Origin of the sequence: Mucilaginibacter sp., from assembly GCF_025359345.1 — a bacterium.
In the GTDB taxonomy this organism is placed as follows: domain Bacteria; phylum Bacteroidota; class Bacteroidia; order Sphingobacteriales; family Sphingobacteriaceae; genus Mucilaginibacter.
This window is the reverse complement of record NZ_JANYGQ010000013.1, coordinates 90,021-117,019: the sequence shown is the minus strand read 5'-3', so window position 1 is coordinate 117,019 and position 26,999 is coordinate 90,021. Positions and strand designations below refer to the sequence as shown.

The 26,999-nt window shown below is 45.6% G+C and carries 26 protein-coding genes; 13 read left to right on the top strand and 13 right to left on the bottom strand.

Translation table 11 applies throughout. From position 1 onward, the window contains the following. Positions 1 to 64: 64 nt before the first annotated feature. From Q0R52_RS07275 to Q0R52_RS07265, 3 genes are all read right to left on the bottom strand, one after another. A complete protein-coding gene (locus tag Q0R52_RS07275) occupies positions 65 to 856 on the bottom strand; it encodes a DUF1295 domain-containing protein (RefSeq protein ID WP_295793506.1) in 792 nt (263 codons plus the stop codon). Continuing rightward, a complete protein-coding gene (locus Q0R52_RS07270) occupies positions 849 to 1,184 on the bottom strand; it encodes a DUF1475 family protein (protein ID WP_295793504.1) in 336 nt (111 codons plus the stop codon). Before Q0R52_RS07270 ends, Q0R52_RS07275 begins: the two co-directional genes overlap by 8 nt. Positions 1,185 to 1,374: 190 nt before the next feature. Continuing rightward, positions 1,375 to 1,914 (bottom strand): redoxin domain-containing protein, encoded by a 540-nt coding sequence (locus tag Q0R52_RS07265; RefSeq protein ID WP_295793503.1) that lies wholly within the window; start codon positions 1,912 to 1,914, stop codon positions 1,375 to 1,377. 79 nt (positions 1,915 to 1,993) lie between these two features. Here Q0R52_RS07265 and Q0R52_RS07260 point away from each other — a divergent pair, with 79 nt between their 5' ends. After that, complete coding sequence (locus Q0R52_RS07260; protein WP_295793501.1) at positions 1,994 to 2,989, top strand: kelch repeat-containing protein; 996 nt, start codon at positions 1,994 to 1,996, stop codon at positions 2,987 to 2,989. A 378-nt stretch (positions 2,990 to 3,367) separates the two neighbouring features. Here the strand turns inward: Q0R52_RS07260 and Q0R52_RS07255 are convergent, their stop codons facing one another. After that, complete coding sequence (locus Q0R52_RS07255) at positions 3,368 to 4,243, bottom strand: TIM barrel protein (RefSeq protein WP_295793500.1); 876 nt, start codon at positions 4,241 to 4,243, stop codon at positions 3,368 to 3,370. A 326-nt stretch (positions 4,244 to 4,569) separates the two neighbouring features. On the opposite strand from Q0R52_RS07255, the gene epsC reads away from it, so the two are divergent. The 3 genes from epsC (at position 4,570) to Q0R52_RS07240 (ending at position 7,480) form a co-directional block, all read left to right on the top strand. After that, positions 4,570 to 5,382, top strand: a complete 813-nt coding sequence (gene epsC / locus Q0R52_RS07250) for a serine O-acetyltransferase EpsC (protein ID WP_295793498.1) — start codon at positions 4,570 to 4,572, stop codon at positions 5,380 to 5,382. Between the two features lie 136 nt (positions 5,383 to 5,518). Continuing rightward, a complete protein-coding gene (gene cysM, locus Q0R52_RS07245) occupies positions 5,519 to 6,391 on the top strand; it encodes a cysteine synthase CysM (RefSeq protein WP_295793496.1) in 873 nt (290 codons plus the stop codon). A gap of 216 nt (positions 6,392 to 6,607) precedes the next feature. Beyond that, positions 6,608 to 7,480: a neutral zinc metallopeptidase gene (locus Q0R52_RS07240; RefSeq protein ID WP_295793494.1), complete on the top strand. Its 873-nt coding sequence runs from the start codon at positions 6,608 to 6,610 to the stop codon at positions 7,478 to 7,480. A gap of 226 nt (positions 7,481 to 7,706) precedes the next feature. Here the strand turns inward: Q0R52_RS07240 and Q0R52_RS07235 are convergent, their stop codons facing one another. Both Q0R52_RS07235 and Q0R52_RS07230 read right to left on the bottom strand, forming a co-directional pair. Then, a complete protein-coding gene (locus Q0R52_RS07235) occupies positions 7,707 to 8,690 on the bottom strand; it encodes a glycoside hydrolase family 43 protein (protein ID WP_295793492.1) in 984 nt (327 codons plus the stop codon). A 208-nt stretch (positions 8,691 to 8,898) separates the two neighbouring features. Then, positions 8,899 to 10,119, bottom strand: a complete 1,221-nt coding sequence (locus Q0R52_RS07230) for a DEAD/DEAH box helicase (protein WP_295793489.1) — start codon at positions 10,117 to 10,119, stop codon at positions 8,899 to 8,901. 122 nt (positions 10,120 to 10,241) lie between these two features. Here Q0R52_RS07230 and Q0R52_RS07225 point away from each other — a divergent pair, with 122 nt between their 5' ends. After that, positions 10,242 to 10,586, top strand: coding sequence for a hypothetical protein (locus tag Q0R52_RS07225; RefSeq protein ID WP_295793488.1), 345 nt, complete (start codon positions 10,242 to 10,244; stop codon positions 10,584 to 10,586). A gap of 20 nt (positions 10,587 to 10,606) precedes the next feature. Here the strand turns inward: Q0R52_RS07225 and Q0R52_RS07220 are convergent, their stop codons facing one another. After that, positions 10,607 to 11,674 carry an acyltransferase family protein gene (locus tag Q0R52_RS07220; protein ID WP_295793486.1) on the bottom strand — a complete coding sequence of 356 codons (1,068 nt, stop codon included), beginning with the start codon at positions 11,672 to 11,674 and terminating at the stop codon, positions 10,607 to 10,609. 153 nt (positions 11,675 to 11,827) lie between these two features. Next, the gene (locus tag Q0R52_RS07215; protein ID WP_295793484.1) at positions 11,828 to 12,256 is read right to left on the bottom strand and encodes a CBS domain-containing protein; all 429 of its coding nucleotides are present in this window, start codon (positions 12,254 to 12,256) and stop codon (positions 11,828 to 11,830) included. A gap of 738 nt (positions 12,257 to 12,994) precedes the next feature. On the opposite strand from Q0R52_RS07215, the gene Q0R52_RS07210 reads away from it, so the two are divergent. The 3 genes from Q0R52_RS07210 to Q0R52_RS07200 all read left to right on the top strand — a co-directional run bounded on the left by Q0R52_RS07210 (position 12,995) and on the right by Q0R52_RS07200 (position 16,141). After that, positions 12,995 to 13,654, top strand: a complete 660-nt coding sequence (locus tag Q0R52_RS07210) for a DUF1080 domain-containing protein (protein ID WP_295793480.1) — start codon at positions 12,995 to 12,997, stop codon at positions 13,652 to 13,654. Positions 13,655 to 13,736: 82 nt separating this feature from the next. After that, complete coding sequence (locus Q0R52_RS07205; RefSeq protein ID WP_252790182.1) at positions 13,737 to 15,479, top strand: GMC family oxidoreductase; 1,743 nt, start codon at positions 13,737 to 13,739, stop codon at positions 15,477 to 15,479. Between the two features lie 14 nt (positions 15,480 to 15,493). After that, positions 15,494 to 16,141, top strand: a complete 648-nt coding sequence (locus Q0R52_RS07200) for a gluconate 2-dehydrogenase subunit 3 family protein (RefSeq protein ID WP_295793471.1) — start codon at positions 15,494 to 15,496, stop codon at positions 16,139 to 16,141. Between the two features lie 124 nt (positions 16,142 to 16,265). Here the strand turns inward: Q0R52_RS07200 and Q0R52_RS07195 are convergent, their stop codons facing one another. Next, the gene (locus Q0R52_RS07195) at positions 16,266 to 16,547 is read right to left on the bottom strand and encodes a hypothetical protein (RefSeq protein WP_295793469.1); all 282 of its coding nucleotides are present in this window, start codon (positions 16,545 to 16,547) and stop codon (positions 16,266 to 16,268) included. Positions 16,548 to 16,720: 173 nt separating this feature from the next. Between Q0R52_RS07195 and Q0R52_RS07190 the strand changes: the two genes are divergently transcribed. Then, positions 16,721 to 17,149 carry a PepSY-like domain-containing protein gene (locus Q0R52_RS07190; RefSeq protein WP_295793467.1) on the top strand — a complete coding sequence of 143 codons (429 nt, stop codon included), beginning with the start codon at positions 16,721 to 16,723 and terminating at the stop codon, positions 17,147 to 17,149. A gap of 70 nt (positions 17,150 to 17,219) precedes the next feature. On the opposite strand, the gene Q0R52_RS07185 is transcribed toward Q0R52_RS07190, so the two are convergent. Further along, on the bottom strand, positions 17,220 to 18,299 hold the full coding sequence (locus tag Q0R52_RS07185; RefSeq protein ID WP_295793466.1) for an SGNH/GDSL hydrolase family protein: 1,080 nt from the start codon (positions 18,297 to 18,299) through the stop codon (positions 17,220 to 17,222). Positions 18,300 to 18,612: 313 nt separating this feature from the next. Then, positions 18,613 to 19,710, bottom strand: a complete 1,098-nt coding sequence (locus Q0R52_RS07180) for a hypothetical protein (RefSeq protein WP_295793464.1) — start codon at positions 19,708 to 19,710, stop codon at positions 18,613 to 18,615. 288 nt (positions 19,711 to 19,998) lie between these two features. Between Q0R52_RS07180 and Q0R52_RS07175 the strand changes: the two genes are divergently transcribed. Together Q0R52_RS07175 and Q0R52_RS07170 are read left to right on the top strand one after the other, a co-directional pair. Next, the gene (locus Q0R52_RS07175; protein WP_295793463.1) at positions 19,999 to 22,812 is read left to right on the top strand and encodes a hypothetical protein; all 2,814 of its coding nucleotides are present in this window, start codon (positions 19,999 to 20,001) and stop codon (positions 22,810 to 22,812) included. A gap of 98 nt (positions 22,813 to 22,910) precedes the next feature. Next, positions 22,911 to 23,594 carry a flavin reductase family protein gene (locus Q0R52_RS07170; RefSeq protein ID WP_295793461.1) on the top strand — a complete coding sequence of 228 codons (684 nt, stop codon included), beginning with the start codon at positions 22,911 to 22,913 and terminating at the stop codon, positions 23,592 to 23,594. A 165-nt stretch (positions 23,595 to 23,759) separates the two neighbouring features. On the opposite strand, the gene Q0R52_RS07165 is transcribed toward Q0R52_RS07170, so the two are convergent. Next, positions 23,760 to 24,776, bottom strand: a complete 1,017-nt coding sequence (locus Q0R52_RS07165; RefSeq protein WP_295793459.1) for an LLM class flavin-dependent oxidoreductase — start codon at positions 24,774 to 24,776, stop codon at positions 23,760 to 23,762. Positions 24,777 to 24,994: 218 nt separating this feature from the next. Between Q0R52_RS07165 and Q0R52_RS07160 the strand changes: the two genes are divergently transcribed. Both Q0R52_RS07160 and Q0R52_RS07155 read left to right on the top strand, forming a co-directional pair. Further along, on the top strand, positions 24,995 to 25,870 hold the full coding sequence (locus Q0R52_RS07160; RefSeq protein WP_295793458.1) for a sugar phosphate isomerase/epimerase: 876 nt from the start codon (positions 24,995 to 24,997) through the stop codon (positions 25,868 to 25,870). After that, entirely contained in the window at positions 25,863 to 26,363 is a 501-nt protein-coding gene (locus tag Q0R52_RS07155) for a hypothetical protein (protein WP_295793456.1), read from the top strand. The genes Q0R52_RS07160 and Q0R52_RS07155 overlap by 8 nt, the downstream gene beginning before the upstream one ends. A 12-nt stretch (positions 26,364 to 26,375) precedes the next feature. Here the strand turns inward: Q0R52_RS07155 and Q0R52_RS07150 are convergent, their stop codons facing one another. After that, positions 26,376 to 26,981: a hypothetical protein gene (locus tag Q0R52_RS07150; RefSeq protein ID WP_295793454.1), complete on the bottom strand. Its 606-nt coding sequence runs from the start codon at positions 26,979 to 26,981 to the stop codon at positions 26,376 to 26,378. Positions 26,982 to 26,999 lie beyond the last annotated feature (18 nt).

Sequence of the window (26,999 nt, the reverse complement as noted above, 5' to 3'; positions counted from 1 at the left end):
ATTCATAAATTTACTTACCAATGTGGTTTTTCGTCTTGTCTCTTGATTTCTTGACTCTTGCATCTTATTCCCTAAACCATGGCACAAACACACTCACTTTTTCCTGGTACTTTTTAAAAGCTTCCCCTTTCGACCGTAACGATTGCTGCTCGGTAGCCGGTATGCCGGTAACCTTCGTAAGCAGGTATAAAATAATAGCCGGACTGATTATTGCCAAATACCCATAAGGCGACCCCAGCGCGAATACAAAATATGATACCCACATCAGCCACTCAAAAAAGTAATTGGGGTGCCGCGAATAACCCCACAGCCCTGTATCGCAAACTTTTCCTTTGTTTGCCGGATTCTTTTTAAAATTGGTCAGTTGCTGGTCGGCAGTTGCCTCTCCGATTACACTTATCAGCCATAAAATTGCGCCGGCGTATTCAAACGGCGACAGTTCTGTACTGGTATTCATAGCGACGATAAAAAACGGAATGGCCAGCAACACATTCGAAGCTGCCTGCATTTGGAAAAAGCCGGCCATTTTTACCTCGGCGCTTGCTCCCCACTCTTTACGGATTTGAGCATATCGCGGTTCTTCTTCGTGCAGGTGTTTTAAAACCCGCACCGCTAAATGAGTGCCCAATCGTACCCCGGCAATAATCACCATGCTACAAAGCAAAATCTTGCGCGTTTCAAATCCCGGCGCCAGTAATAACAATATGATGGCGATAACAGGGAAGTTATATGACCAGAAAATATCAACTACTCCCGCATTTTTTATTTTGTACGACCACAGCCATACAAAAAACATGATTACGCAGCAGGCTATTAAACTATAAAGCGCCAGCGCCCATACTGAATGATTATCCATTTTGTTTGCTAAAAAATTCTTTCAATCCTTCGTTCGGTTTAAGCTTAAACAGTTGTATCAGCACATAACCGCAGGTAGCAATGCTGCCTAAAGCTACCAATAATATAAGCCAGATGATCATCAGCACCACGCTTTTTTCTTTGCAGCAAACCCATAAAAAAATAGCAGCTACATTGGCATAAAAATCCCAAAGGGTAGCCCTCATCCAGGGTATGCCGCCTAAAAAGTTCCATTGTTCAAACAAGTTACTGTGGATGCTGGTATTTATCACCTGGTAACACATCCAAACGAAGAGGACGCTGAAGAAGATTTTGAGAGAGGTTATCATGATTAGTTCATAGTTAATGGTTCATAGCCGGAAAAGTAGTGTATAGCAAGTTAATAGTTAATGGCCACAAAATATTATCAATAGCATTTAGATTATAGGCGATGGAACCCATTGAGCTATGAACATCTGTTGCTACAGGGCCCTTAGGCCTGGGTTTGCCGCTACCATTAACTATGAACCATTAACTACCTCACTTATGCCCCTTCACAAATGCCAGTGCATCATCCGCATGTTTTTTGCCCTGCATCATGGCTGTATAGGTGAACGCTATTTTGCCTTCCTTATCTACCACAAAAGTTTGACGGCCGGTCATAAACATTTTATTCTTCACCCCGAATTTATGATAAACTACGTTATCCGGGTCGCTTAATAAAATAAAAGGCAGCTTGTAATGGTCGGTGAAGCTCTTATGGCTTTCAACTGTACCGGCATTTATGCCGATTACTTTGGCGCCGGCTTTGGTGAAATCATTAAAGCTATCCCTAAACTGGCAGGCTTCTTTGGTGCAAACCATGCTTTCATCCTTCGGGTAAAAATAAATCACCAGGAAATTCTTGCCGAGATAATCGGCGCTGTTAAAGCGTTTGCCGTTTTGGTCGGTAAGTGCAAATGCCGGCATTTTATCGCCAACTGCCAATTCTTTTTGTTCGGCTTGGGCGTGCGCTTTTCCAAATGTTGCAACCGAAAATACAGCAGCTAACAATAAACCATAACTAATTTTGATTTTCATATGGTAACATACGAAGAATTAGGGAGAAGCCGATTTATTAAACCATAATTAAATCCTATTTTTAAACAAACCAATTATCATGAAGAAATTTATCGCCTGCCTCGTTGTTTTAACAGCGTTCTCATTTACCTTGCCTGCACAGGATACCACCAAAACCCCGTCGGGCAGCTGGCAAATAATTACTACCCAGGGAACACCCGCTAACCGTGAAGACTGCGGCTTTGTGGAGGTGAACGATCATTTTTACCTGCTTGGTGGCCGCGGCATTAAAACGGTTGATGTGTTCGACCCGGCGATAAACGTTTGGACGCATAAGGGCAACACCCCTTTCGAGATGCACCACTTCCAGGCGGTGGCCTATAAAAATAAGATTTATGTAATAGGCGGCATGACCGGCGGCTACCCGCATGAAACGCCGCTGGCGAATATTTACATCTACAACCCCCAAACCGACGAATGGCAAAAAGGCCCCGCCATGTCTGCCGGCCGACTTCGCGGCGGCGGCGGCACGGTTATTTATAAAAATAAATTTTACTTAGTCGGCGGTATACAGGACGGACACTATGATGGCACCGTGACCTGGATGGATGAATTCGACCCCGAAACCGGCGCCTGGCGCACCATGCCCGATGCCCCGCGCGGCCGCGACCATGCACATGCAGTAGTGATTGGCAGTAAATTGTATTTTGCAGCGGGCAGGCGCACATCGGTTAAAACAAACGAACTTTTAAAACTTACCATCCCCGAAGTTGACGTTTTTGATTTTAAAACCAACCAATGGACAACACTGCTCTCAACCCAAAACCTGCCAACGCTAAGGGGTGGCGGTACGGCGGTCGCCTTTAAAAAACAGGTGGTTGTTATGGGCGGCGAAAGCAGTACACAGGTACCATCGCACAACGAGGCAGAAGCCTTTGACACCAAAACGGGTCTATGGACAAAACTCCCTCACCTGGCAGCCGGCCGGCATGATATGCAGGCCATAGTCTACAAAAACAAAATATACATAGCCGTAGGCGCGCCCAACCGTGGCGGTGGTAACGACCTTAACACCATCGAAGTTTTTACACAATAAGAAGAATACAAATTCGCAATAATTGAACGTGAGTTAGATATAAGAATTCATACTATCAAATCCGTGGCGCTTACCTACGGGTTCGCGTTTCGCCTCACCTAAACGGCGAAGCCCTCATGTAATAATCCTCTCCAAAGGAGAGGACTGAAGCTTCGCTCCTCGAAATTTCCTTTTCAGAACCCTCTCCTTTGGAGAGGGCAGGGTGAGGCGATGGCTGACTATTTTGGTTTCAACCGCAGTTCAATGGATTGAGTTCTTATATCGAATTCACGCTATTTTAAAATTCGTGAAATTCGACTTATTCGTAAAAATTCGTGCTAATTAAAAAAGCCGGGCGTAATTAAACTACCCGGCCTGAGTTGATTGATTGTAAAGATCTTAAACCAAGTTGCTCTTAATGTAGTTGATGCTGGTGGTAATGCTGTCGTAAGGACTGCCCGGGCATGAATCCTGCTCAACAAAGAAATATTTTAAACCGGCCTTCTTAGCGTGCTTGAATATGTTTTTAAAGTCGATAACGCCATTGCCCACCTCGGTGAAATTGCGTTTTTCGGTTTTATCCATGTCCTTAACATGCCATAGCGGGAAACGGCCCGGATGCTCATTGATCAGCTTTATCGGATCCTGGTTGGCCTTGGTTACCCAATAAAGGTCCATCTCCATTTTTACCAGGTCTTTATCAGTTGCAGCCAATAACGCCTCATAGGGATATTTGCCGTCTTCCTGTATAAATTCAAAATCGTGGTTATGGTAGCAAAGCTGTATACCTGCTTTTTTGCAGATCTCGCCCGCGGTATTTAAGTCACCGCCAATTTTTTTATAGTGTTCAATTTTACCACGTTCTACCGGCGACAGCCATGCGCAAACCATGTATTTTACGCCAACGGTGGCAGCATCGTCAACAGCTTTTTGCCAATCGTTTAATATGGTGCCCTTCATGTCCTTGCTGTCCTCACCTAAACGGTAGTGACTGCTGGGCATTATTAAGCCATTGGATTTTAAAAGCGCAGCAAATTTGGCCGAATCCATCCCGTAGAATTTTTCGCTGCCCGTGTAGGTAGCGCCTTCAACAGAAGTATAGCCTATTTGTGCAACCTTGGCTAACGCGGCAACAGGGTCGGCGCCCATAGCATCCCTAACGGTGTATAATTGCAGGCCGATATACTTTTTGTCGTAGGCAAACAGTTGTGGGGCTACTAATAACCCGGCAGATAGCACAGCCGAAGTTTTAAGAAACGATCTCCTGGTACTCATTGGTTTAATAATTGGTGATGGTAAATATAGTGTAAGTTTGACACATTTGAAAAAAAAGTTGATTAGTGATTTGAGGTTAGAGATTAGATTTGAAAAAAGGTTTAATTGTGGAGTGATGCATCACGTCTCCCGCAATAAAGGTTGTCGCTGCGCAACTAATCTCTAATAACCAGTCTCTAACCGCTAAAATTACAAACCAACAACAATATTTTATATAAACTTGTAATTTCAAATATACTATTAAGTCTATAGTTTTAGGGAAAGATTTATTTTACCTTTAAAGCCACCCGTAGTAAATTTTGAATGCAACCAATTATTAATAACCAATGACCAATGAAGATTTTTACCGGCAATTGTTTGATAAACACGACAAAACCGAGGCCGTAGCATCAAACAGGGAAATTGCTGCCTGGGCGCTGCAGGTAATCCGGTTGCTGTTTCCGGAGCAATCCAAACAGGAGTTTCACACCATAGCCGAATTAAAGGATGAGTTCAAAAGGCTGCGTAACGAGCTTTGCCTGGTGATGAGTGCCACCAAAGCCTGTGAAAACTGCGATAGCGACCAACTGTCAAAATCGGTTTTTGAACAGCTGCCCGAGGTATACCGCCTGCTGAATACCGATATACAAGAAATTTTTGAAGGCGACCCGGCCGCTCGGACTGAGTTTGAAGTGATTCGCACTTATCCCGGCTTTTTTGCCATATCGTTTTACAGGTTGGCGCATGTATTATATCAGCATGATGTACCACTGTTGCCACGGATATTGACCGAATACGCCCACTCAAAAACAGGCATCGACATTCATCCCGCGGCGCAGATTGATGAATATTTTCACATCGATCATGGCACCGGCATTGTAATTGGCGAAAGCTGCGTTATTGGCAAGCACGTTAAGTTGTACCAGGGCGTTACCCTTGGCGCCTTAAGCGTATCCAAAAATATGGCTTTTACAAAGCGCCACCCAACGGTTGAAGATTACGTTGTGATATACTCCGGTGCTACTATACTTGGCGGCGAAACCTCAATAGGGCACCACAGCACTATTGGCGGCAACGTTTGGCTGACTAAAAGTGTGGAGCCAAACTCGACAGTTTATCATAAACCGGCGCTTGTTGTGCTGAATAAAAATAAAGATTAAAAATTGCAGCTCACCCTATTTGCGCTTGCGCAGAGAGGGTCGACCAGCGATCCGCTAGCTAGCGGACGGGGTGAGTCAAGACGGCGACAGGTAACAAACTATGCAGGCGCGAACCTCTAAATAAAACTTAAATACCATGGCTGGAATAATAGATTTAATTGGCAACACGCCAATGGCCGAAATAAAAAGACTAAACCCTAACCCCAATGTACGCATTTTTGCCAAGCTGGAAGGGAACAACCCCGGCGGTAGCGTGAAGGACCGGGCGGCACTTAATATGATACGCAGCGCCCTGGAGCGCGGTGACATTAAAAAAGGCACCAAACTGGTTGAAGCCACCAGCGGCAACACAGGTATTGCCCTCGCCATGATCGCCAGCATGTACGGACTGGAAATTGAGCTGGTAATGCCCTCAAACTCCACCCGCGAGCGCACACTAACTATGGAAGCATTCGGGGCCAAGGTAACACTGTTGGAAGGTATTGAAATCTGCCGCGATTATGCGGAAGAAAAAGGCGCTACCGATGGCTACTTTTTACTCAACCAGTTTGCCAATCCCGATAATTATCTAGCCCACTACAAAACCACCGGCCCCGAAATCTGGCGCGACACCGAAGGGCAGATCACCCATTTTGTAAGCGCCATGGGTACTACGGGTACGATAATGGGAAACTCGCGGTATTTTAAAGAGATAAACCCGGCCATTCAAATTGTAGGTTGTCAGCCAACCGAAGGCTCGTCAATCCCCGGCATACGCCGCTGGCCGGTTGAATACCTACCAAAAATATTTGAACCAGAGCGTGTCGACAGGGTGCTGGATATATCAGAAGCTGAATCCATCCAAATGGCACGCCGCCTTGCCAGGGAAGAAGGGCTATTTGCAGGCATGAGCAGCGGCGGCGCAATGGCGGCAGCTGCAAAAGTAGCACAAGAACTTACCGAAGGCACCATCGTATTTATTTGCTGCGATAGGGGCGACAGGTATTTGAGCAGTGAGCTTTTTGGATAAATTGTCTGAACCGGGATTAAACAGATTTTAGGATGCCCGCGATTTTGGCGACCACGTATCGTCGGTCTATATCAGGGTGCGGCCGTTGATAATCGTCTTATTCATGCCGGTATGCAAACATGCCGTTAATCGCAAAATCTATTTAATCCCGATTCAGATCCCCCGTAAACAATCTCCCCAAATCCCTGTTAACCCTTAACATAAAATCAAATAGTTATGCAATGGTTTGGCGGACGCGAAAGCGATAATGTTGAAGAAGGTAGCAGCAGTGGTGGTGGAGGTCGCGGATTGTTTTTTGGAGGCGGCATCATCGGCTTTATAGGCCTGCTGATCTACCTGTTTACAGGCGTTAACCCCGCCCAGCTCTTAAACGGTGGAAGCAGCGGCGACAGCACTCAACAGCAAAATACCCGTGTTACCAACGGACCTGAGGGGATGCAGAAAAAATTTTCGCGGGTAATCCTGGCCGGTACCGAAGATATTTGGACGGAGATTTTCAGCAGCATGGGTCGAACTTACACTAAGCCAACCCTCCACCTTTACAGCGAAGGCGTTGATGCCCAGGGCTGCGGTTTCGCCAGTTCGGCAACAGGCCCCTTTTATTGCCCCGCCGACCGTAAAGTTTACCTCGACACTTCATTTTTTACCGAGATGCAGCGGCGCTTCCATGCCCCCGGCGAGTTTGCTGCGGCTTATGTAATTGCCCACGAGGTTGGTCACCACGTACAAAACCTGCTGGGTGTATCGCAAAAAATGGAGCAGGCACGGCAAAGCATGAGCAAAAAGGAATATAACAAGCTATCCGTAAAACTCGAACTGCAGGCCGATTTTTATGCCGGCATTTGGGCGCATTATGAAGCAAAAAATCAAAGCGGTATTGTCATCAACCGCCCGGACATCGACTCGGCACTAACCGCAGCCCATGCCATTGGCGATGACCGCCTGCAGCAGCAATACCAGGGCCATGTAGAACCTGACAGCTTTACCCACGGCACATCGGCCCAGCGCGCCTATTGGTTTAAAAAGGGGTTTGATACCGGCGATATTAAACAGGGAAATACCTTTGCCGCGGGGGAATTGGAGGAGTAAGGTTCGTCATTGGGTATAGATTTTGCGTTCCTGTTCACAGTGGAACATAAGGAACAGGGTGGAACAGGAACAGTTCCCCGCAAAGTGCTAAAAAGCTTGTTTCTGTAGTAATAATGCACTTTTTACCCTGCCTGCTACCCCTAAAAACGCAAAAAGTACTGACAAATTAGTGTCAGCACTTTTGGTAAAAACCAGCTTATCCTGCTGTTTCGCCGGTATGTAGTTATTATTTTATCACCCTCGCTGCAACTCCCTCATTGGTAATCTTTACCGGCAATATCATCCCGTTTTTATCAAAGTACATTTTGTCGATACAAGTCACTCGGTGGTTGCCATCGGTTTCACCAAGGGGGCGGCGATGGTAAACAATATACCATTCATTAGTACCAGGCACATTCAACACCGAGTGGTGCCCCGCGCCGGTAGCAATTTTAACATCCTGCTTTAATATAGTAGCAATACGTTTAAACGGCCCCAGCGGCGTATTGCCAATTGCATAAGCTACGCGATAGTCAGGACCTGTCCAGCCGCCTTCGCTCCACATTAAGTAGTATTTGCCTTTGCGCTTAAACATCACCGGGCCCTCAACATAATCCTTCGGGGTAATGCGCTTAAAGGTTTCGCCATCTGCAAAGGGCAAAAAGCCGGTAAAATCCTTATTGAGCTTCGCGATATTGCACTGCCCCCAGCCACCATATATAATATAGTACTGGCCATCGTCATCCTTATAAACAAATTGGTCGATAGGCTGGGCCTTGTTGTAAATTTTACCGATCAGCGGCTTGCCCAGGTAATCTTTAAACGGCCCGCCGGGATTGTCTGACACGGCAACGCCGATGCCACCGATTTCCTTTTGGTCATCATGAATATCATTGGCGCCAAAAAACAGGTAATACTTGTCGTCTTTTTTAGTTACCGCCGGCGCCCAAAGTGCGCGTTTTACCCATTTAACCGAACTGCTGTCTACAATATGGGGGTGCTTGGTCCAGTGCACCAGATCGGTTGAGGAGAAAGCGTCCATAAAAACCTGCTCATCGTATTTTGCCGAGTAGGTAGGGTAAACCCAATAAGTTTTATCAAAAATTTTAGCTTCCGGGTCGGCGTACCAGCCTTGGGCAATCGGGTTGCCTGATGTTTCTTTTTTTTGTGCTGCCGCGATGCCGCATTGGGTTAACAGCAGGATAAGAAGGAGTTTTTTGGGTGTTGTCATAAAAAGTATCTTTTTATTTTTTGCCGGCTGCCGCGAAGCAGAGAGGGCAGGCCGAGCGAAGCAACGACCGGGTGAGTCGATATGCGCGCGATGTTCACGTCAATGCATTGGCGCGAATGCACGGCGGTGTAGACTCACCCCGTCCGCTAGCCAGCGGATCGCTCGTCGACCCTCTCTGCGCAAGCGCAAAGAGGGTGAGCTGCATTTCTTAACTCTTACCCCTCGGCTTACCCTTATTACCCCAGCGCCTTTGCTGCGGGCGTTTATTAGGGCCATGTTCCGGTTGTTTAGCCTGCTCTATCGACTTCAGCTCATCCGGCACATCGATTAGGCGGATAGGTTTTTCTATCAGTTGTTCAATGTTTTTCAGTTTGCGTTCGTCGCGGTGGTTTACGAAGGTGATGGCGGTGCCGGTTGTTTCGGCGCGGGCCGTACGACCAATGCGGTGGATATAATCCTCCGGGTCGCCAGGTACATCGTAGTTGATAACCAGGTCAATCCCCTCCACATCAATACCGCGCGAAAGGGCGTCGGTACCTATGATAACCGGCAATTGTTTGTTTTTAAAGGCTAATAAAATTTCCTCGCGTTCCTTCTGCTCCAAATCAGAGTGAAAGGCGCTGGCGTTGAGCTTAGCCTGCTTCAACTCGCGGGTTAGCGACTTTACGATCTCTTTCCTCGAGCAAAAAATAATGGTACTGGCGTACGACCCATTTTTAAGCAGCAATTGCAGCAAAGGTGTTTTCTGCGCATCGTGCACGCGGTATATCTGCTGGTCGATCCCCACTGCCGGTTGCGACAGTGCAATGTTTACCTGCTCAGGGTTGTTCAATATCTTTTTAGCCAGCGTACGTATGCGCCCCGGCATAGTTGCCGAAAACAACAGTGTCTGCCGTTCTTTGGGCAGGTAGCTGATGATGCGCATAATATCGTCCGAAAAACCCATGTCGAGCATGCGGTCGGCTTCGTCCAAAATTAAGTTAGTGCAATGGTTAAGCTTTAATACGCCCGATGTAAGGTGCGCAATAAGCCTGCCGGGCGTGGCAATAATGATATTTACATTGGCTTGTATACCGCGGCGCTGCTGTTCGTAAGCGCTGCCATCGCCGCCGCCAAAAACTGCTATCGAGCTGATGCCTGTAAAATAGGCAAGGCCCTCAACTTGTTGATCAATTTGTTGGGCAAGCTCGCGCGTTGGCGCTAAAATAAGCGTGCTGGTATGGTGCCGGTTGGTGCTACCGATCTTGTCCAATATGGGCAAAAGGTAGGCGCCGGTTTTACCCGTACCCGTTTGTGCGCAGGCAATTATGTCGCGACCGGCGGAAATGATGGGGATAGCCATTTCCTGAATAGGGGTGGGGGTAATAAAACCCATGCTTTCGATGCCTTCAAATAACTCCCCGTTAAAATTAAAATCCTTGAATGTCACTATACTTTTATAGGTGATGAGGTATGCAAGGTAGCAAAAAATGTTGTGTTATGGCGTTAAACGTTAAAAAAGGCACCCTAATGGTTGAAGAAGTTACACAGCCATCCTCTTAATTCCTTTATTTGCTCAAAATATTAATCCCAAATGAAAGCGCTGGTATTCCTTCTCCCATTTATCCTGCTGACTCAAATCGCCATTTATGGGTTTCCTTTAAAAAAGACACCACGTGGACCGAACCCCAAAACCTCGGCCCCAAAGTAAATACCGCAGGCGCTGATGGCGCGCCGGGCCTATCGCGCGATGATAAAACGCTGTACTTTCTCTCGAACCGGGAACATGCTGAAAGGCCCGTGTATCCCGGCGGTAAAGTAACCGCCGAAGCATTTGATAAGCTGCTGCACTCCACCAAAAACGGTATGCGGTTTATTTATGAGATCAATATCGCAGATTTAAAGGCGGAGCACTGATATACTGCTAAATCATTTAGTCATACAGTCATCCTCAGCCACGGCACCAGCCGTATCAATTTGGTTAAACCGTATGACAATCCCAGCACTGCGACCGACTTAACAGGCACTATCCAAAGCAGGCTTTGGTTTTTAAAGGCTAAGTTTAGATATATTTTATCGAACAACAGCCGCAAAAACAGCACATGCACAATATAAATCCCATAGCTTTCAGCGCTTATTTCAGTAACTAATCTTTGCCACCAGGTGGAGGTAAAATTAAAGGTGTAATTTTTTATCAACAGAAAAATACCGGCTAATGCAAAAGGAATGTCGGGCGTAAAGTCGCTTTCAATAACGTCATTAAAGCCTTTTATATGGTCTGTTTGTAATGATATGATACCCACTATTGATATCCCAAACGCAACTACGCACAGCTTGTAAATAAGTCTTAAGTGATTTTTAGAAAACGTGGTGCTGTTTAAATAATAACCCAACACAAAATACCCGATATAACCCGTAAAAAAGTTTAACTCAACGGCGATGCTTAAGCCCGTGGCTATACCTATAATGCCGCAAACGCAATTGGTTATAAACCACACTGCGATAAAATACTGCACCTGGCTTTTTGTTGCCGCGCGTATAAATGTATTTATAATAGGGTATACCAAGTATATCCCGATCATCATATACAAAAACCAAAAATGGAAAACCAGTGGCCCCTGGTAAAAGGTTTTTAATGCAGAAAGCAGGTTAAATGTGCCATACCCTTTATCGGTATAAAATTGAAATGCCTCGTAAATAATACTCCAAACTACCAGTGGTATCACCAGCTTTGGCAGTCGCTTGCGAAAAAGTTCTTTAATTGTTACATCCCTGTCGGGTTTTAACAGCAGGGCGCCGCTCAGCAGGACAAACATGGGCACGCAGCAACGGGTTAGCCCATTATAAAAAGCTGCCGAAAGCCAGTCAGTCTCAGGTATTTTACCATATTGCCCGGCTGCATCTGCCGAGTTGTGGAGGATAATTACGGCAAAAATTGCCAGCGCTCTCAAAAAGTCGATATAATAAAAGCGGTTTTTGGGCTTTTCGGGGCTTTTATCAGCCATTGGTTTCAGGCATATAGGGGCGTATGTTTATGTTGAGATGAGAGTCAGGAAATCAAGAACCAAGAGTCAGGAATCAAGATTTAAAATGGGTAAGGCTTGTCTTAATTCTTGACTTTTCGGTCTTGACTCTTGGTTCTTGATTTCTTGACTCTCTCAAGACTGTATATAACTCTTCAAATGCTCAATAGTCTCCTCGTGGGACAGGATGGTTTCCGTAACCACATCGCTGATGGAAATAATGCCGCACATGTTATTATCCCTAAAAATAGGGAGGTAGCGCAGGTTGTTTTCGCTCATTACGTGCATGCAGGTTTCAACCGAATTCTCAGGTATCATTCGCGGAAACTCAGTGCTCATAATTTCTCTAACTTGTGTCTCCAGCGATGATTTCCCCTGCAATATCACCTTGCGGGCATAATCACGCTCAGTAAGCAGGCCGGCATAGGCACCATCTTCAGTAATAACTACCGAGCCAATGTTTTTATCGGCCATCAGTTTTAAGGCGTCCAAAACTGTTGTGCCGCCATCAATGGCAATCACATTACTGCCCTTGCGGGCAAGGATGTTTGATACTTTTTTCATAATAGTTTGGTTACAGGGTGTGGAATTGGGCTAACCAAATATAACAAAATGATATTTAACTACATGCATTAAAATAAGTTAATTATTGGCACTGATGCTTGAAAAATAAAAACAAATTATTGGGTTGTTAACCGCCTGCACAATAGGGAATTGTAAAATTAATATTACTGATTGGACATTCACTTATAAAAGATTAATTTTGCCTCCCTCCGCTTGTTAGTAGACCAATATAAATGCCGAAGAAGATACTTAGATGTTCTAAATGTAATGCGCCTTATCACTTTGAAAAAACCCGGAATTGGGTTGGGCGTAACTTGTTGTTTTTTCTCCCTGTCAGGAGATATTTTTGTGCCAAATGTTTAAAAGACCGATACCGGCTGTTAACCAGGGAGCAGTTGAAGGATTATCACAAGGTGTAATTTCTTAAGTCCGGAAAATCCGAAAGAAGAAAGTTAGTAGACATGACGCTTTACTATGCTGGCTCTTACGCTTTATTTGCTGCAACTGCCGCCTGATTATTTCTGTTATTATCGATTCATCGCCGCTTTGACTTCGTCTTTCGGACTTTCCCGACTTTCGGACTCCCTCTTGTAACAATCTTCCCACTCTTTTTCACTCAAACAGAAATTTATTCTATTTTTACTACCCGTTGTAATAGCCCCGTATCATAATACGTTTGTTTTAAAAACGAACACGCTAATACAGCCGCATCAATCTAATTAAACAAATTAACCAAAAATGAAAAAAATCCTGTTAAGTACCCTGGTATTCACGGTTATAAGCGGCTCGCTTATGGCGCAAACCACAAAATTGTTCGATGGCACAACCACAACCGGTTGGCACAGCTATTTAAAAGCCGGCCCGGGGGCATGGAAAGTTGTTGACGGTGCCTTACAGCTTGACCCAAAGGCTCCTGACCAGGGCGACCTGGTTACCGATAAAGAATACGAAAACTACGAGCTGACCTTAACATGGAAAATTGCCGAGGGCGGCAACAGCGGGGTTATTTTCGGTATACACGAAGATCCATCTTTCGGGGCAACTTATCTAACGGGCATCGAGATGCAGGTTTTAGATGATAAAGGCGCTGAAGACAATAAAAAAGCCAACCACCTTGCGGGAGCGTTATATGATATGAAAGCCGCATCCGCTGCTGCAAAACCAGCCGGCGAATGGAACAAAATAAAAATCCGTAAAGACAAGGGTCAGTTAACCTTCTGGATGAACGGCACCAAAACCATCGATGTAAAAATTGGCAGCCCCGAGTGGCAAGAGTTGTTGAATGGTAGCAAATTTAAAACCTGGAAAGGTTTTGCTGCTTATCCTAAAGGACATATAGCCCTGCAGGACCACGGCGCAGTAGTTTCATATAAAGATATTTCCATTAAAGAACTTTGAAAAATTAGTCTCGAGTCGAAAGTCTTAAGTCAGGAGTGCTTTCGACTTAGGACTTTCGACTCAAGACTTAAGACTAATCAGAATGAACGATATACAAATAAAAAAGTCGTCAACCGTATATGATGCCATTATTGTAGGCTCCGGTGCAGGCGGCGGTATGGCGGGGTATGTGTTGGCCCATGCCGGTTTAAAAGTTTTAATGTTGGAGGCGGGGCCGTTTTTCGACCCGGCGAAAGATTCCATGCAGCTTAAATGGCCGTACGAATCTGCCCGCCGCGGTGCAGGCACTACCCGCTACTTTGGCGATTTTGACGCTGCCTACGGCGGCTGGGAAATTGAAGGAGAGCCATATACCACAAAAGATAACACCGAATTTCACTGGTTCCGCTCGCGTATGCTGGGTGGCCGCACCAACCATTGGGGCCGCATATCACTACGGATGGGCCCGGATGATTTTAAAGGTCATCACATCGACGGCTTAACCGACGACTGGCCAATCAGCTACGAAGACGTAAAACCATTTTATGATAAAGTCGACCGTTTGATTGGCGTATACGGTACGGTTGAAAACCTGCCGAACGAACCAGATGGTATTTTCCTTCCGCCACCGAAACCAAGACTTAATGAGCTTTATATTAAAAAAGGAGCGGCAAAGGCCGGCGTAAAAGTAATTGCTGGTCGTGGCTCAGTACTTACTGAAGCATTGCCTGGTAATAAAGACCGCGGCGCTTGTTTCTTCTGCGGGCAATGCGGGCGCAGCTGTAAAATTTATGGCGATTTTTCGTCATCATCGTGCCTGGTTATCCCGGCAATAAAGACAGGTAATTTAAAGGTAATACCAAACGCCATGGTGCGCGAGGTGCTTACCGATGCTGACGGCCTTGCAACAGGCGTATCATACATCAGTAAAGATGATATGCAGGAATACCAGGTAAAAGGCGGCATGGTGATTTTAGGCGCAAGCGCCGGCGAGTCGGCCAGGTTGTTGCTCAACTCAAAATCATCAAGGCACCCTAACGGACTGGCAAACAGCAGCGGCGTAGTAGGCCGTTACCTGCACGATTCTACCGGATCGAGCGCAGGCGGATGGCTGCCCGAATTGATGGACCGCAAACGCTATAACGAAGACGGCGTGGGCAGCGTACATATTTATGGCCCCTGGGTTTATGACAATAAAAAACTGAACTTCCCGCGCGGCTACCATATTGAGTTTGGCGGAGGCCTCCATATGCCCGGTTACGGCTTTAGCGGCGGCATACAAAACATGAATGGTGTAGTGCCAGGCAAAGATGGTAAAATGAAAGAGGCCGGTGGCTTTGGTGCCGACTTAAAGAATGACTATCGCCGTTTTTACGGAACAGGCTTCGGAATGGCTGGGCGTGGTACAGCTATTGCCCGTTATGATAACTATTGCGAAATTGACCCTAACGTGGTTGATAAATTCGGCATCCCGGTGTTGCGTTTTCACTACAAGTGGAGCGATTACGAAATAAACCAGGCCAAACACATGCAGGATACCTTCCAGGAGATAATGCATAATATGGGCGGCGCTATTTATGGCCCGCCGGCAGGTAAAGAAACCAGCTACGGTCTGGAGGCCCCGGGTATGATTATACACGAGGTGGGCACCGTGCGTATGGGCGACGATCCGAAGAAATCGGCACTGAACAAATACAGCCAGGCGCATGATTGCAAAAACCTTTTTGTGGTTGACGCCGCGCCTTTTGTACAGCAGGGCGATAAAAATGCCACCTGGACAATTTTGGCCCTGAGCATGCGTACCGCCGAATACATTTTATCTCAACGTAAAAAAACTAACGTTTAATCAGTTATAACAACATGAACAGACGCGAATCATTAAAGGCTTTAGGTATAGGCACATTATCGGCAGGGGTGCTGCTGGAAGCCTGTAAGCCCAATAACAATAAGTTAGCCGAAGACAATAAGGATACCGGCGCCGCTGCCGACAACGCCGGGCGCCAGCCATTTGAAATTGAGCGGGATAAAAAACTTAATGCCGACAAGTTTTTTACCGATCACGAGATGGCTACTATAACCGTTTTGGGCGATATTATTATCCCCAAAGACGCCCGCTCAGGTAGCGCATCTGACGCTAAGGTGCCGGCGTTTATCGAGTTTATCGTAAAAGATATGCCCGATCACCAAACACCTGTGCGCGGCGGACTCCGCTGGCTTGATCTGCAATGTTTAAACCGTTATGGTAAAACTTTTGTTGATGCAAGCAGCAGCCAGCAAATTGAAATGGTTACCGAAATTGCCTACCCCAAAAAGGCAAAACCCGAAATGGCACAAGGTGTATCATTTTTCAATCGCATGCGCGATTTAACTGCCTCAGGCTTTTATACCAGCAAAATAGGCATCGACGACCTGGGCTACGCTGGCAATGCCCCTGGCAAATGGGATGGCGTACCGGCGGAGGTACTGAAACAATATAATATAAAAGATCCCTGGGGCGATAAATGGTAACCGGGATTTACAGGATTAGATGGATTTTTATTGAAAGATTATGAAGTCTTAATACGGAGGGGGCTGTGCTTGCACAGCTCCTTTCTTTATCGCGGAATAATCTGTTAAATCCGCTGAATCCCGGTTAGAATTTTAAATTTTCCTTCAGCCAAACCTGCACTTCTTCTTGTTTGGTTAATTCCGGGGGGAGTTTATCGTGGATGAGTTTTTCCATCTTATTGCCGGTATTGGCAAAGCGGTAATCCCAAAAAATCATTAGTTTGTTTATCAGGTAAACAACCTCGTTGCCTTCTTCCTTGTTAAAAAGTGTATCATCCGGCTTGCCGTTAACATGCGGATCGTTTTGCGCGTACGCAGTCCATTTATAGTCGGTGTAATGTAAGTTTCTTCTGGAGAACAGGATCATGAGCACGGTGATTTTGATAAAGATAACGATAATAACCCGTGTTTGACCATTTTTATCGTAGAGACGCAATACTTTGCGTCTTTGAAGAAGAGGTTAATCCAATTTTTCTACAAAGAACAACCAACCTTTCTACAGATTAACTGGCTACTATTGATAAAATAAACCAATTAATCATGAAAAAAGCATTAGTATTAGCCGCCATTATTTTGGCCGTAGCGAGCAATCTTAAAGCGCAGGATCTAAAAACTAAGGACGTACCTGCAGTGGTAAAAGAGGCCTTAATGAAGAAATATCCCGCTGCTGCAAAAGTTAGCTGGGAAAAAGAAAAAGGCAATTACGAAGCCAACTGGGGGGGTAAATCGGGTGAGGATAATTCGGTAATGTTTACGCCAACGGGTGCATTTATTGAAATTGTAAAGGCGATTCCGGTAAGCGACTTACCAAAAAGCATTGCACCCTACATTAAGGCCCATTATAACGGGGCAAAAATTAAGGAGGCAGGCAAAGTAACCGATGCCGCAGGCAAAACCATGTATGAAGCCGAAATAAAAGGCAAAGACCTGATTTTTGACGAAAACGGCAATTTTATAAAGAAGGATTAACCCGTAGAGACGCAATGCTTTACGTCTCCGAACTATATATGATTAGAGGGAGACACAACGTATTGTGTCTCTACCAATTCTTCAACTGCTTAATATACGCCGTTAATTCATCGGCAATCAGTTTATGGTCATCAATATCCGGGTGTCCGCCGCAACCGTTATGGTATTGGCGGGAGAAAAAGTATTTCGACACTTTTTTATCAGCATTAGCATTCATATACGCCACAATGCCGGTTAGGTAACGCTGTAATACTGCAGTTAAGGTTGCATCCGCCATGGGGCTGCTCAGGCAAACAATATCAGCCCTGGGATAATGCTGCCGCATGGCAGTTAGCATCTTTACATAAGTACTGCAATAAAAGGTCGAATCCTGTTGCGGCCCGTCATTCTGCCCTATACAAATGGTCACCACATCGGGCTGGTAATTTTTAAAATTCCAGGTGATAGAATCGGCCACTATAAAAGTCTTATCAACTATTTGGGGCAGCACCACTTTTAAATTACAGCAGCTGTGCACCAGGCCAATACCCGCCAGGGCGGTAAGCTGCCAGTCGGCATCGAGGTTGCGGGCGGTGCGCGGGCCATAGCTCATGTAGGCGTTGTGCTGGTCGTACCATTGGCCTTTGCCGCAGGGGAGTGCCGATTGATCCATACCTGTGCCGCTGGTAATCGAGTCGCCAAAGTATTCTATTTTTCGCCTGGGCCTGGCCGGCAAGGGCAACAGCTTTTCGCACTTAAACCCTACGAAATCGATATAACCAATATTCGATTCTGTGTCTTTACAAATCAAAATAGTGTGCTCACCGTCAGGTAATCCTCCTGGTACCTTTATTACATTTTCTTTACCGGTGGTTTGTATGCGATACGGTTTGTTGCCGTCAATAACAATTTCCAGGTAATTGAGATTATTTCCGCCAAGCGCTTCATCGGTCAAAATAATTTCGCACTGGGTACCTTTAAAGTTTGCCTGTATGTAAACGCCCGGCGCCCAAATACGCGGCTTCAGCTTGTTTGAAAAATCGACGCGGCCCACGTAACGGATATTGGAATTATCGGCACTATAAAATTTGAGTGCATCGCCTTTGGTTGAAGCCAATGAAAATTTATAAACCAATATTATTAGCGCAAGGCAGCTTAGCCGTTTTATCATATCCAAAAAAATATAAACACCCTAAATTAAACAATCCATCAATTGGCGACTAATACTATTGTACCATTTTATTACGGCAATAAAAAAGGTGACCCGTTTTTACGAAGGGTACTGAAAAAGTCTGTTAGTATTGATGGATGAGAAAAGGAGCAGAAAGCATCGTTTTTCTACTCCTTTTTTGTATCGTAAAAGGGTAATCTGAAGCCTTTTAGATGTTAGCTCGACAACAAACACAATTCAGTGCGTTTTCGGGGCTATATGACCTGATCGTTCCCAAAGACATTCTTCTTCGCCAGATCAAAGTGTTGATAGATTAATTCTTCAATCCAATTTTATGGTTGGTATAATCCAGCAAAAACTCGTTATCGTTAAAAAAGTCGATGCTGAATATAGTGCGCGGGTCTTTGGTAAAGTTGGGGTTATCAACCTGCGTTAAGTTATAGTCGCTGGTGGTGGTGTATGTATAGCTAAAACCAGAGCCGGTGGTTATTTTCACCACGGAGTTGGCAGGCAGTTGCGTTTGGTTTGCCGTGGCACCGGGGTCTTCAATGTTGGCAAACGCCGGTGTACCGGTATCAAACAGGAGCGTTCCCTGAATCGTTTTACCATTAAATGTAATTGATGCCGGTATATTGGGAGAATATCCCGCCGTCGTCTGCGTAAGATTGTGCATCACAAAACCTGAAGAAGAACTGATATCATCGGGCACTAAACCTATGGTCAGCAAATCTTTAACAAAGGTCCCGGTTGAGGTGTATTTATTTACGTCAAACTTCGATAGTTTAAACCCTTGTGTTAGCCCATCCTTCATATCGAAATAGCTTATCGGGCTGGCAATACTTAAATTGCTGAAACGGGTATTGGGGCCTACGCCAAAAACATCATTTTCGTGCGTGCCCAGGTTTGTGCCTGTTTGTGTGTCGACCGCTTTATAATACAGGAAAAACGGAATGCGCTTGGTGATTGTTGAGCCATTTTCGTCGCCAATGGTCAATGTAGCATAGGCAAGGTTTCCGTATTCTTTAATCCCTGCCGTAGCATCGCCATAAGTTAGGGTGGCGGTTTTTTTGGTCACCGTAATGCCGTTCACCAGCAGTGAGTCGCCGGCTATGGTGAAGCCATTGGTAGTAATCAAGTTGGCCGGTATAAGGCCATCGGCATCCATCGTCATGGCTGATGAGCCGGTATCAAATACGGTATAATATACTTTTGCTACTGTACCTACCGATACGCCTATAAATACCCGGCGGTATATGGTGCTTTGTACCTCGTACAGTCCGAGCGTAGCAATAGGTACTGCCTTGGGCACAACCGGTGTAACTTTGTTATCCTTTTTACAGGATGCGATCATCAATGTTAAAATCAATCCCCCAACAATCAGCGGGCGACATCCTGCGTACACTTTCCCCATGTGTTATTTGTATACCTTGTGAATATTAAATTGGATAACGAAAAATTTACTGCTTTATGTTTTGCAGAACCTAAAAGTAAAAATATTAAGCCTAATTAATGCCGTTCAGCCTAAATTATTGTATAGCTGTATGATATACGTACAAAATATGCGCTTTAGTTGCTTAACATAAATGTTTTGATGCGGAACTTACAGACGCGGGCCACAATCAAACGGAAATTGCCTAGATTAGTACTAATTATAAACCGGCCCGGCCTTATACCGCATAACCCTTAAACTGCTTTTAAATTGGATAATAAAAGTGTACCTGTAATGTATAAAACCAGGCATTGCATTTTAACTGCTTTGCTTTTGGTTGTTTTGCCGGCTATTTGTGTCGCGCAATTTAATGCCAGCCCCAATTCAATGTCCGGCACGTTAACCGGTGACAAAAGGCTCAACTTAAACACTATCCTGTTAAAAATCGCCGCCACATCCGATAGTCTGAATAAAAAAGCAGGCATCGAAAAACTTTACCTGCAATTTGATAAGCCTTATTACGCCCTCAACGATACGCTATGGTTTAAGGCCTACCTTTTGAATGCCAGCTACCTGGTGCCGTCGGTAAAAAGCGGGTTTATTTATGCTGATATTTTGAACGATAGCAGCAAAGTGGTCAAACAATACCGTTTCCCGGTTGGCGAAGGCTTAACCTGGGGCAACATTGGCTTAAGCGATAAAGAATTTACGGCGGGCACCTATACCCTAAAGGCCTATACCACCTGGATGCGCAATTATGGCGACGACGGCTTTTTTACCAAACAGTTTTACATCAGCAATGCGGGCGAAAGCAGCTTACTGGTAAATTCAACTATAGGGGAAACAACTGCAAATGGCGTAAGCACGGCAAATGTTAAGCTGCTGTTTAGCGATATTAATAAAACGGCTTATGCAGTTAAGCCGCTGCAATTGCAGGTTATAGCAGGCAGCAAACGCTTGTATAACCAAAAGCTGCAAACGGGGGTTGATGGCGCATTGGATGTTAACTTCAGTATACCCGAAAAAGCATCCAACTTAGCAATTGTGGCCACCAGCGACACAAAAGACAAAAAGGCCATTATCCCCATCCCATTAAACCGGGCAGAAAATGCAGATATTCAATTTATGCCCGAGGGGGGCAACCTGGTCGCTGGTACAGTATCCAAAATCGGGTTTAAAGCAATTGACGAAGATGGCAGGGGTATCGACATATCCGGCGGCATATTTAATCAAAATCAAGTGCCGGTCTCACGGCTTACGACTACCCACAACGGTATGGGCAGTTTCAACTTAGATGTAGTGCCTGGCGAAACTTATACCGCTAAGATCATTTTTCCGGGCGGTATAGTTAAAACCGTTCAGCTGCCGGCTGTAAAAAGTTCGGGTACCGTTTTACATGTAACCAATACCGGCGAAAGCGATTCGCTTGACGTGGTGATAGGCGCAACGGCCGATATCGCCGCCGCCGGCAACAGTTATTTTTTAATAGGTAAAGCAAGGGGTATCGTCTGCTATGCGGCGGTTGTGGGTTTTCATGACGGCAGGTATCTAACTAAAAAAATTGCCAAAAGCTTGTTCCCGTCGGGTATTGCCCATTTTGTGTTGATGACAACGAAAGAAGCGCCTTTAAACGAGCGCCTTGTTTTTATTAACCACGATGATAACCTCAGCATCAGCCTAAATACCGGTAAAACTGTTTATGATACCCGCGACAGTATCGGCATAAAATTAAAAATAACTGATGCGAGTGGAAAGCCGGTTACAGGCAGTTTCTCAATGGCTGTTACTGATGATGCGCAGGTAAAAGCAGATAGTTTGAATAGCGAAAATATCCTGTCGCGCTTTTTGCTTACTTCGGATATAAGAGGATATATCGAACAGCCAGGCTATTATTTTTCGGCAAATAAGCCGGCTGTTTGGAACGATTTGGATAACCTGCTGCTTACACAAGGCTGGGTTAGTTACGACTTAAAACAACCGCCAAAATTTGAAGCCGAACCGGAATTGAAAGTTAGCGGTCGTATTACCAATGTATTCAACAAAAATTTAAAAGGCACCCAGGTGCTGCTCCTTTCCAAAAGTCCGCAGATTATTAAAGATACGCTTACCGGCCCCGATGGCCGGTTCTCATTTACCCGTTTCCCCCGCGTTGATACGCCGGTGTTTATTGTGCAGGCCGTTAACAAACGGGGTAAAAGCTTTAATGTAATTGTCAACATTGATGAAGTAAAACCGCCGGACTATGCAAAATCAGAATTTCCGCCTTTGGCGCCCTGGTATGTTAACAGCGATACCACTTTGCTTAATTATACCAAAACAAACAAAGTGGCCAAACAGCAAGAATACGCGCCGGATGGCGGCCATATTTTAAAAGAAGTAAAAATCACCGCAAAAAAAATTGTGAAAGATTCGCAAAATTTAAACGGGCCGGGCAATGCCGATATAGTGCTTGACGAAAAAGAAGTAGAAAAGCAGGGAAAGAAAACATTCCTGGATGTGCTGCTCGAAAAAGTAAATGGATTCCGGTTGAAATATAAGAAGGGGGTCCCGTATTACGCGGTTGATGGGCTTGCATCCTGGTTTATAATAGATGGGTATGATTTAAGGACAGTGATTCATCCGGATACTACTGACGATGTGATAGCCTATCTTAAAAACCACACTGCGGAAGATATAAAAGGGATTGAAGTGATGACCACATCAAAAAATGCATTGAGTTATTACCGTCGTTTTTGTCCAGAATGCCAATTAGGTAGCGTAGCATTTATCGAAATAACCACCCGCTCGGGCCATGGGCCAATAATAGACAATACGCCCGGTGTTTACCTGTATAAACCTTTGCCCATAAGCTGGCCAAAGCAATTTTACAAACCCAAATACCTGGTAAAGGATGCCATCGGAAAAATACCCGATTTACGCTCGACAATTAACTGGGAGCCCAACATAGTTACCGATAGCAACGGCGAAGCAAGCGTGTCGTTTTATTCGGCCGGTAGTGCGTCAACCTATACCATGATTGTTGAGGGGACGGATATGAACGGTAACCTGGGGTATACGGTTAAAAAACTCACCATTAAAAAATAGCCTTCTCCTTCCTTGCAATGTGAGCAAGAATCGGGTTTCCCGGCCCATGCACCGCTGGTACTTTTGTTATGTAATTATAACAAACAAATTATTTCGCCATGCATATTACAAGCCAACCATCAATCCTTTACTTTGGTACCCCGGTGGTACTTATCGCCACAAAAAACGAAAACGGAACCGATAACCTTGCGCCAATGTCGTCTATCTTCTGGCTAGGCTGGCGGTGTGTTATCGGGCTGGCCGCCGCTTCAAAAACAACACATAATTTGATGCGCAACCGCCAGTGCGTGTTAAACCTGCCATCGGTAAACGAAGTTGCAGCCGTAAACCGTTTGGCCAAAACAACCGGCACAAACCCTGTTCCCGAAGGCAAACTGTTAAAAGGATATCGTTTTGAAGAAGATAAATTTGGCATAGCCGGCCTTACCAAGCAGAGGGGCGACACGGTAGATGCACCCCGCATACAAGAATGCCCCGTGCAAATGGAAGCCGTTGTTGAAGCCGTACACGGACTTGCCGAAGGCGACCCCGATCAGCGCGGAAAAATAGTGACCTTCGAGCTGCGGATACAAAAGGTTTACCTCGAAGAATCCATACTAATGGACGGCCACGAAAACCGCGTTGACCCCGACAAATGGAAACCGCTCATCATGAGCTTTCAGCAGTTTTACAGCCTGGGCGACAATGTCCATCCATCAACCCTCGCCGAAATACCGGAAAGGTTGTATAATACTTTGGACAGAGAAAGAGCGATAAAGAATTATGAAGAGGAGTTGGCGTAGTATTTTTAAACTCAAAAAAACTTTGTCATTCTGAACGCAGTGAAGAATCTTCTACGCGCGATATAAACGCCGGACAGGTATGGCGGCAACCTGTCGACTGTATAAGATTTTTCGCTGCGCTCAAGAAATAGTTCTTCACTGCGTTCAGAATGACAAAACGGATTTTTATTTGCCTAACCCAAACTGCTCGGCCAGCAACCTGTAGCTTTCCAGCCTGTCTTCAAACGATTCGGTAATGGTAACGGCGATGATTTCGTCCACTTTGTAATCTTCGGCCAGCCAGTTTAGCTTTAGTTTTATTTCGGTGGGGGTGCCGGTTATTACGCGGGCACGGTTGTAGTTAATACGGTCGAGTTCGCCTTGCGAGTATTCAACATCTTTGATGTCGTCGTAATTTACCGGACTAAGGCCTGCGCCTTTTTCAAACTGGTTAAAACGGTAATCCATCAGCGCCTGGTGCCGGCGTATTTTCTCTTCATCTTCCGAGCAAAATACAAATATGGCCACGTTGGCCTGCTGCACTGCCATGTCTTCGGATGGTTCAAAACGCTCGCGATAAAGCTTAACTGCTTCGGGACCGCCAAAGGGGTTTATAAAATGCGCGAACGAAAGGCCCATGCCAAAATGCGCAGCAAACAAACCGCTTTGTCCGCTCGAACTCAACAACCACATATCGGGCACGGTTTGTACCTGCGGGATAGCACGGATGCGGCCCACAGGCGTTCCAAGCTCGCCGGTATCATGGAAAAAGTTGCGTAAGTCGTACAACTGCTCAATAAAATCCTGCTCGCGAAACTGGTTTGATGGGTTTAATACCGATGCCGTTAGCCTGTCGGTACCCGGTGCCCGACCCATCCCCAAATCAATGCGACCGGGGGCAAGCGCCTCCAGCATCCTGAAGTTTTCGGCAACTTTTAGCGCGCTGTGGTTTGGCATCATCACCCCGCCCGACCCTATGCGGATATTGGTGGTTTGCGACGCCAGGTAAGCCATCAGTACCTCGGGAGTTGAGCCTGCCAGGCTGCCGGTATTATGGTGCTCAGATACCCAAAAGCGGGTATAGCCAAGCTGGTCGGTATATTTTGCAAGCTCGATGGTTTCTTTAACCGCCTGCTCAGCAGTAACGCCCTTGCGAACCGGCGATTGGTCCAGCACGCTAAGGCGGATATTTTTTGTGTTCATGGTAATTGTAAAACACAAAGGTAGCTAAGGGGGTGTTGAGTGATTGTAAAGGTTTAACCTGGGGCGTACCCCACGATGTCATCGAACGACAGTGAGAAAACTTGTACAAGCGTTAAGCGGGCGGAAAAGCAAGGCGCAAAAGATTTTTTCGCTTCGCTCAAAAGATAGTTCTCACTGTCGTTCGAAATAACATACTTTTATATTTAATCAGAATATCCATGACCACCAGACGAACCTTCTTAAAAAACGCCAGCCTTTTAGCCCTATCAGCACCACTGCTGAAAAGTGAATTATTTGCCGCGCCCTTTGCCCGCAAGCTGCCGGGCATGGGCATACAGCTGTACATGGTTAAGGAGGATATGGAGAAAGATACCCCCGGTACTTTAGCGCAACTCGGCAAAATGGGCTACACCCAAATTGAAAGCTACGGCGGCAATAAGGGCGTATTTTGGGGAATAGGCAATAGAGATTTCAGCAAACTGGCTAAGGATAACGGTTTAACACTTGTATCCACCCACTACGCTGGCGACAGCAAAGGGTACGAAAAGCTGGCCGCCGAAGCTGCTGAAATCGGCATGAAATATTTAATTTACCCATGGAAGGGCCCGCAAAAAAGCATCGATGACTTTAAACGCATAGCAGAGGAGTTTAACCACTACGGCACCATCTGTAAAAAGAATGGTTTAAGATTTGCCTATCATCCGCACGATTATCCTTACAAACCGGTGGACGGGCAGTTGCCAATTGATGTGCTGCTTGCAGGTACGGATAAAGAGCTCGTTGACTTCCAGATGGATTTTTATTATACCGTTACTGAAGGACAAAACCCGGAGGCTTATATCAAAAAACATGCGCCACGTTTCCGCCTTTGCCACATGCGCGATGTGCTGAAAGTGCGTTTGCCCAAAGGCAGCGAAGAAGAATCGGCTTGCGATTTGGGCACGGGTATTATCAATTACCTGCACCTGCTTAAAACCGGGCTGGACAATGGCATGGAATATTTTTTTGTGGAGCAATCCCGCTTTTTCCATGAAACGCCGCTGCAAAGCGCTGCGGCAAATGCGGCATGGCTAAAAAAGTTGAAACTTGCGTAGCTTTATAGCCATGAACGAGCAGCAATTACGAAAACGCATCCGCATTTGGGTTTGGATATTTATCGTCGGCCTGGTATTGAGCGGCGTTACCGCCTTCCCGATAGAAACCGAGCTGGCTATTATGGTCAACCATTCATCGATCTTCCCGGATTTTATGGCGCATTGGATTGCAACTATTTATAGCGCTGTACACGATACCAACATCCGTTACCCCTGGCTGGCCTATGGCACCGACTGGCTGGCATTTGGCCACATAGTTATTGCCACCACTTTCATCGGCCCCCTGCGCGACCCGGTAAAAAATATCTGGGTAATACAATTCGGTATGATAGCCTGCGTAATGGTTTTGCCGCTGGCATTTATTGCCGGGCCAATCCGCCATATTCCCGTTTACTGGAGCGTGATTGACTGTTGCTTTGGCGTATTTGGGATTATGCCGCTTTATATTTGTTATAAGAGTATAAGGAAGCTGGAGGCAATGGCGGGAAAATAGTGTGTGCTTTGTTCAATGGCGCCTGTTATACTTATCTATTTCTTCCTGCGTTGTTGCTACTTTTAAAATAGACGGGTAGCGCGACGAGTAAATTACGGGAAGCGTTTGGTTTTTATAATAATTGCTGAATTGCTTTGCCGAAACAGAATATTTAGTAAATACCGAATCGCCAGCGGCGGTTTTAAAGCCAAGCACCAGGTTCGAAAAATCAAACTTTCGGCTTGAAAACGAACTTCCGTTTTTTACCGTTGCTTCGGCAATCCGGCCATAAGTTTCAAGCTCGGTTTTTTCCATGTCTATTTCCCGCCATATCAGCAATGAGGCGGCTGCGAAAAATATCACCAGCATTACCGGTAATATAACACAGCCGGATGGATTGTAGGTATTCGCAATTGCGGCTTTGCGTTCCTCTTCGGATAATTCGGGATTTGCAACTGCGGCATTAAGGTCTTTTAACAACAGCCCCGACAATACCTTTACCACACCTACTGTAATAGCCACTGCGCCCGCAAGCACAATTAAATACAGCATTGAGCTATATATATTTACAGGGATGAGAAAATTACAAAACACGAGGATTGCGGCGGTAATAAGTATCCATTTTAGGGTATGGTTCATTGAATAAATATACAGGTG

Excerpts from the sequence above, each read along its gene's own strand:
- Q0R52_RS07220 (WP_295793486.1), bottom strand. The coding sequence starts at position 11,674 with ATGGCTGATAAAAGCCCCGAAAAGCCCAAAAACCGCTTTTATTATATC.
- Q0R52_RS07265 (WP_295793503.1), bottom strand. The coding sequence starts at position 1,914 with ATGAAAATCAAAATTAGTTATGGTTTATTGTTAGCTGCTGTATTTTCG.
- Q0R52_RS07260 (WP_295793501.1), top strand. The coding sequence starts at position 1,994 with ATGAAGAAATTTATCGCCTGCCTCGTTGTTTTAACAGCGTTCTCATTT.
- epsC (WP_295793498.1), top strand. The coding sequence starts at position 4,570 with ATGACCAATGAAGATTTTTACCGGCAATTGTTTGATAAACACGACAAA.
- Q0R52_RS07200 (WP_295793471.1), top strand. The coding sequence starts at position 15,494 with ATGAACAGACGCGAATCATTAAAGGCTTTAGGTATAGGCACATTATCG.
- Q0R52_RS07165 (WP_295793459.1), bottom strand. The coding sequence starts at position 24,776 with ATGAACACAAAAAATATCCGCCTTAGCGTGCTGGACCAATCGCCGGTT.
- Q0R52_RS07170 (WP_295793461.1), top strand. The coding sequence starts at position 22,911 with ATGCATATTACAAGCCAACCATCAATCCTTTACTTTGGTACCCCGGTG.
- Q0R52_RS07270 (WP_295793504.1), bottom strand. The coding sequence starts at position 1,184 with ATGATAACCTCTCTCAAAATCTTCTTCAGCGTCCTCTTCGTTTGGATG.
- Q0R52_RS07160 (WP_295793458.1), top strand. The coding sequence starts at position 24,995 with ATGACCACCAGACGAACCTTCTTAAAAAACGCCAGCCTTTTAGCCCTA.
- Q0R52_RS07205 (WP_252790182.1), top strand. The coding sequence starts at position 13,737 with ATGAACGATATACAAATAAAAAAGTCGTCAACCGTATATGATGCCATT.
- Q0R52_RS07215 (WP_295793484.1), bottom strand. The coding sequence starts at position 12,256 with ATGAAAAAAGTATCAAACATCCTTGCCCGCAAGGGCAGTAATGTGATT.
- Q0R52_RS07255 (WP_295793500.1), bottom strand. The coding sequence starts at position 4,243 with ATGAGTACCAGGAGATCGTTTCTTAAAACTTCGGCTGTGCTATCTGCC.
- Q0R52_RS07190 (WP_295793467.1), top strand. The coding sequence starts at position 16,721 with ATGAAAAAAGCATTAGTATTAGCCGCCATTATTTTGGCCGTAGCGAGC.
- cysM (WP_295793496.1), top strand. The coding sequence starts at position 5,519 with ATGGCTGGAATAATAGATTTAATTGGCAACACGCCAATGGCCGAAATA.
- Q0R52_RS07185 (WP_295793466.1), bottom strand. The coding sequence starts at position 18,299 with ATGATAAAACGGCTAAGCTGCCTTGCGCTAATAATATTGGTTTATAAA.
- Q0R52_RS07180 (WP_295793464.1), bottom strand. The coding sequence starts at position 19,710 with ATGGGGAAAGTGTACGCAGGATGTCGCCCGCTGATTGTTGGGGGATTG.
- Q0R52_RS07210 (WP_295793480.1), top strand. The coding sequence starts at position 12,995 with ATGAAAAAAATCCTGTTAAGTACCCTGGTATTCACGGTTATAAGCGGC.
- Q0R52_RS07240 (WP_295793494.1), top strand. The coding sequence starts at position 6,608 with ATGCAATGGTTTGGCGGACGCGAAAGCGATAATGTTGAAGAAGGTAGC.
- Q0R52_RS07195 (WP_295793469.1), bottom strand. The coding sequence starts at position 16,547 with ATGATCCTGTTCTCCAGAAGAAACTTACATTACACCGACTATAAATGG.
- Q0R52_RS07235 (WP_295793492.1), bottom strand. The coding sequence starts at position 8,690 with ATGACAACACCCAAAAAACTCCTTCTTATCCTGCTGTTAACCCAATGC.
- Q0R52_RS07150 (WP_295793454.1), bottom strand. The coding sequence starts at position 26,981 with ATGAACCATACCCTAAAATGGATACTTATTACCGCCGCAATCCTCGTG.
- Q0R52_RS07275 (WP_295793506.1), bottom strand. The coding sequence starts at position 856 with ATGGATAATCATTCAGTATGGGCGCTGGCGCTTTATAGTTTAATAGCC.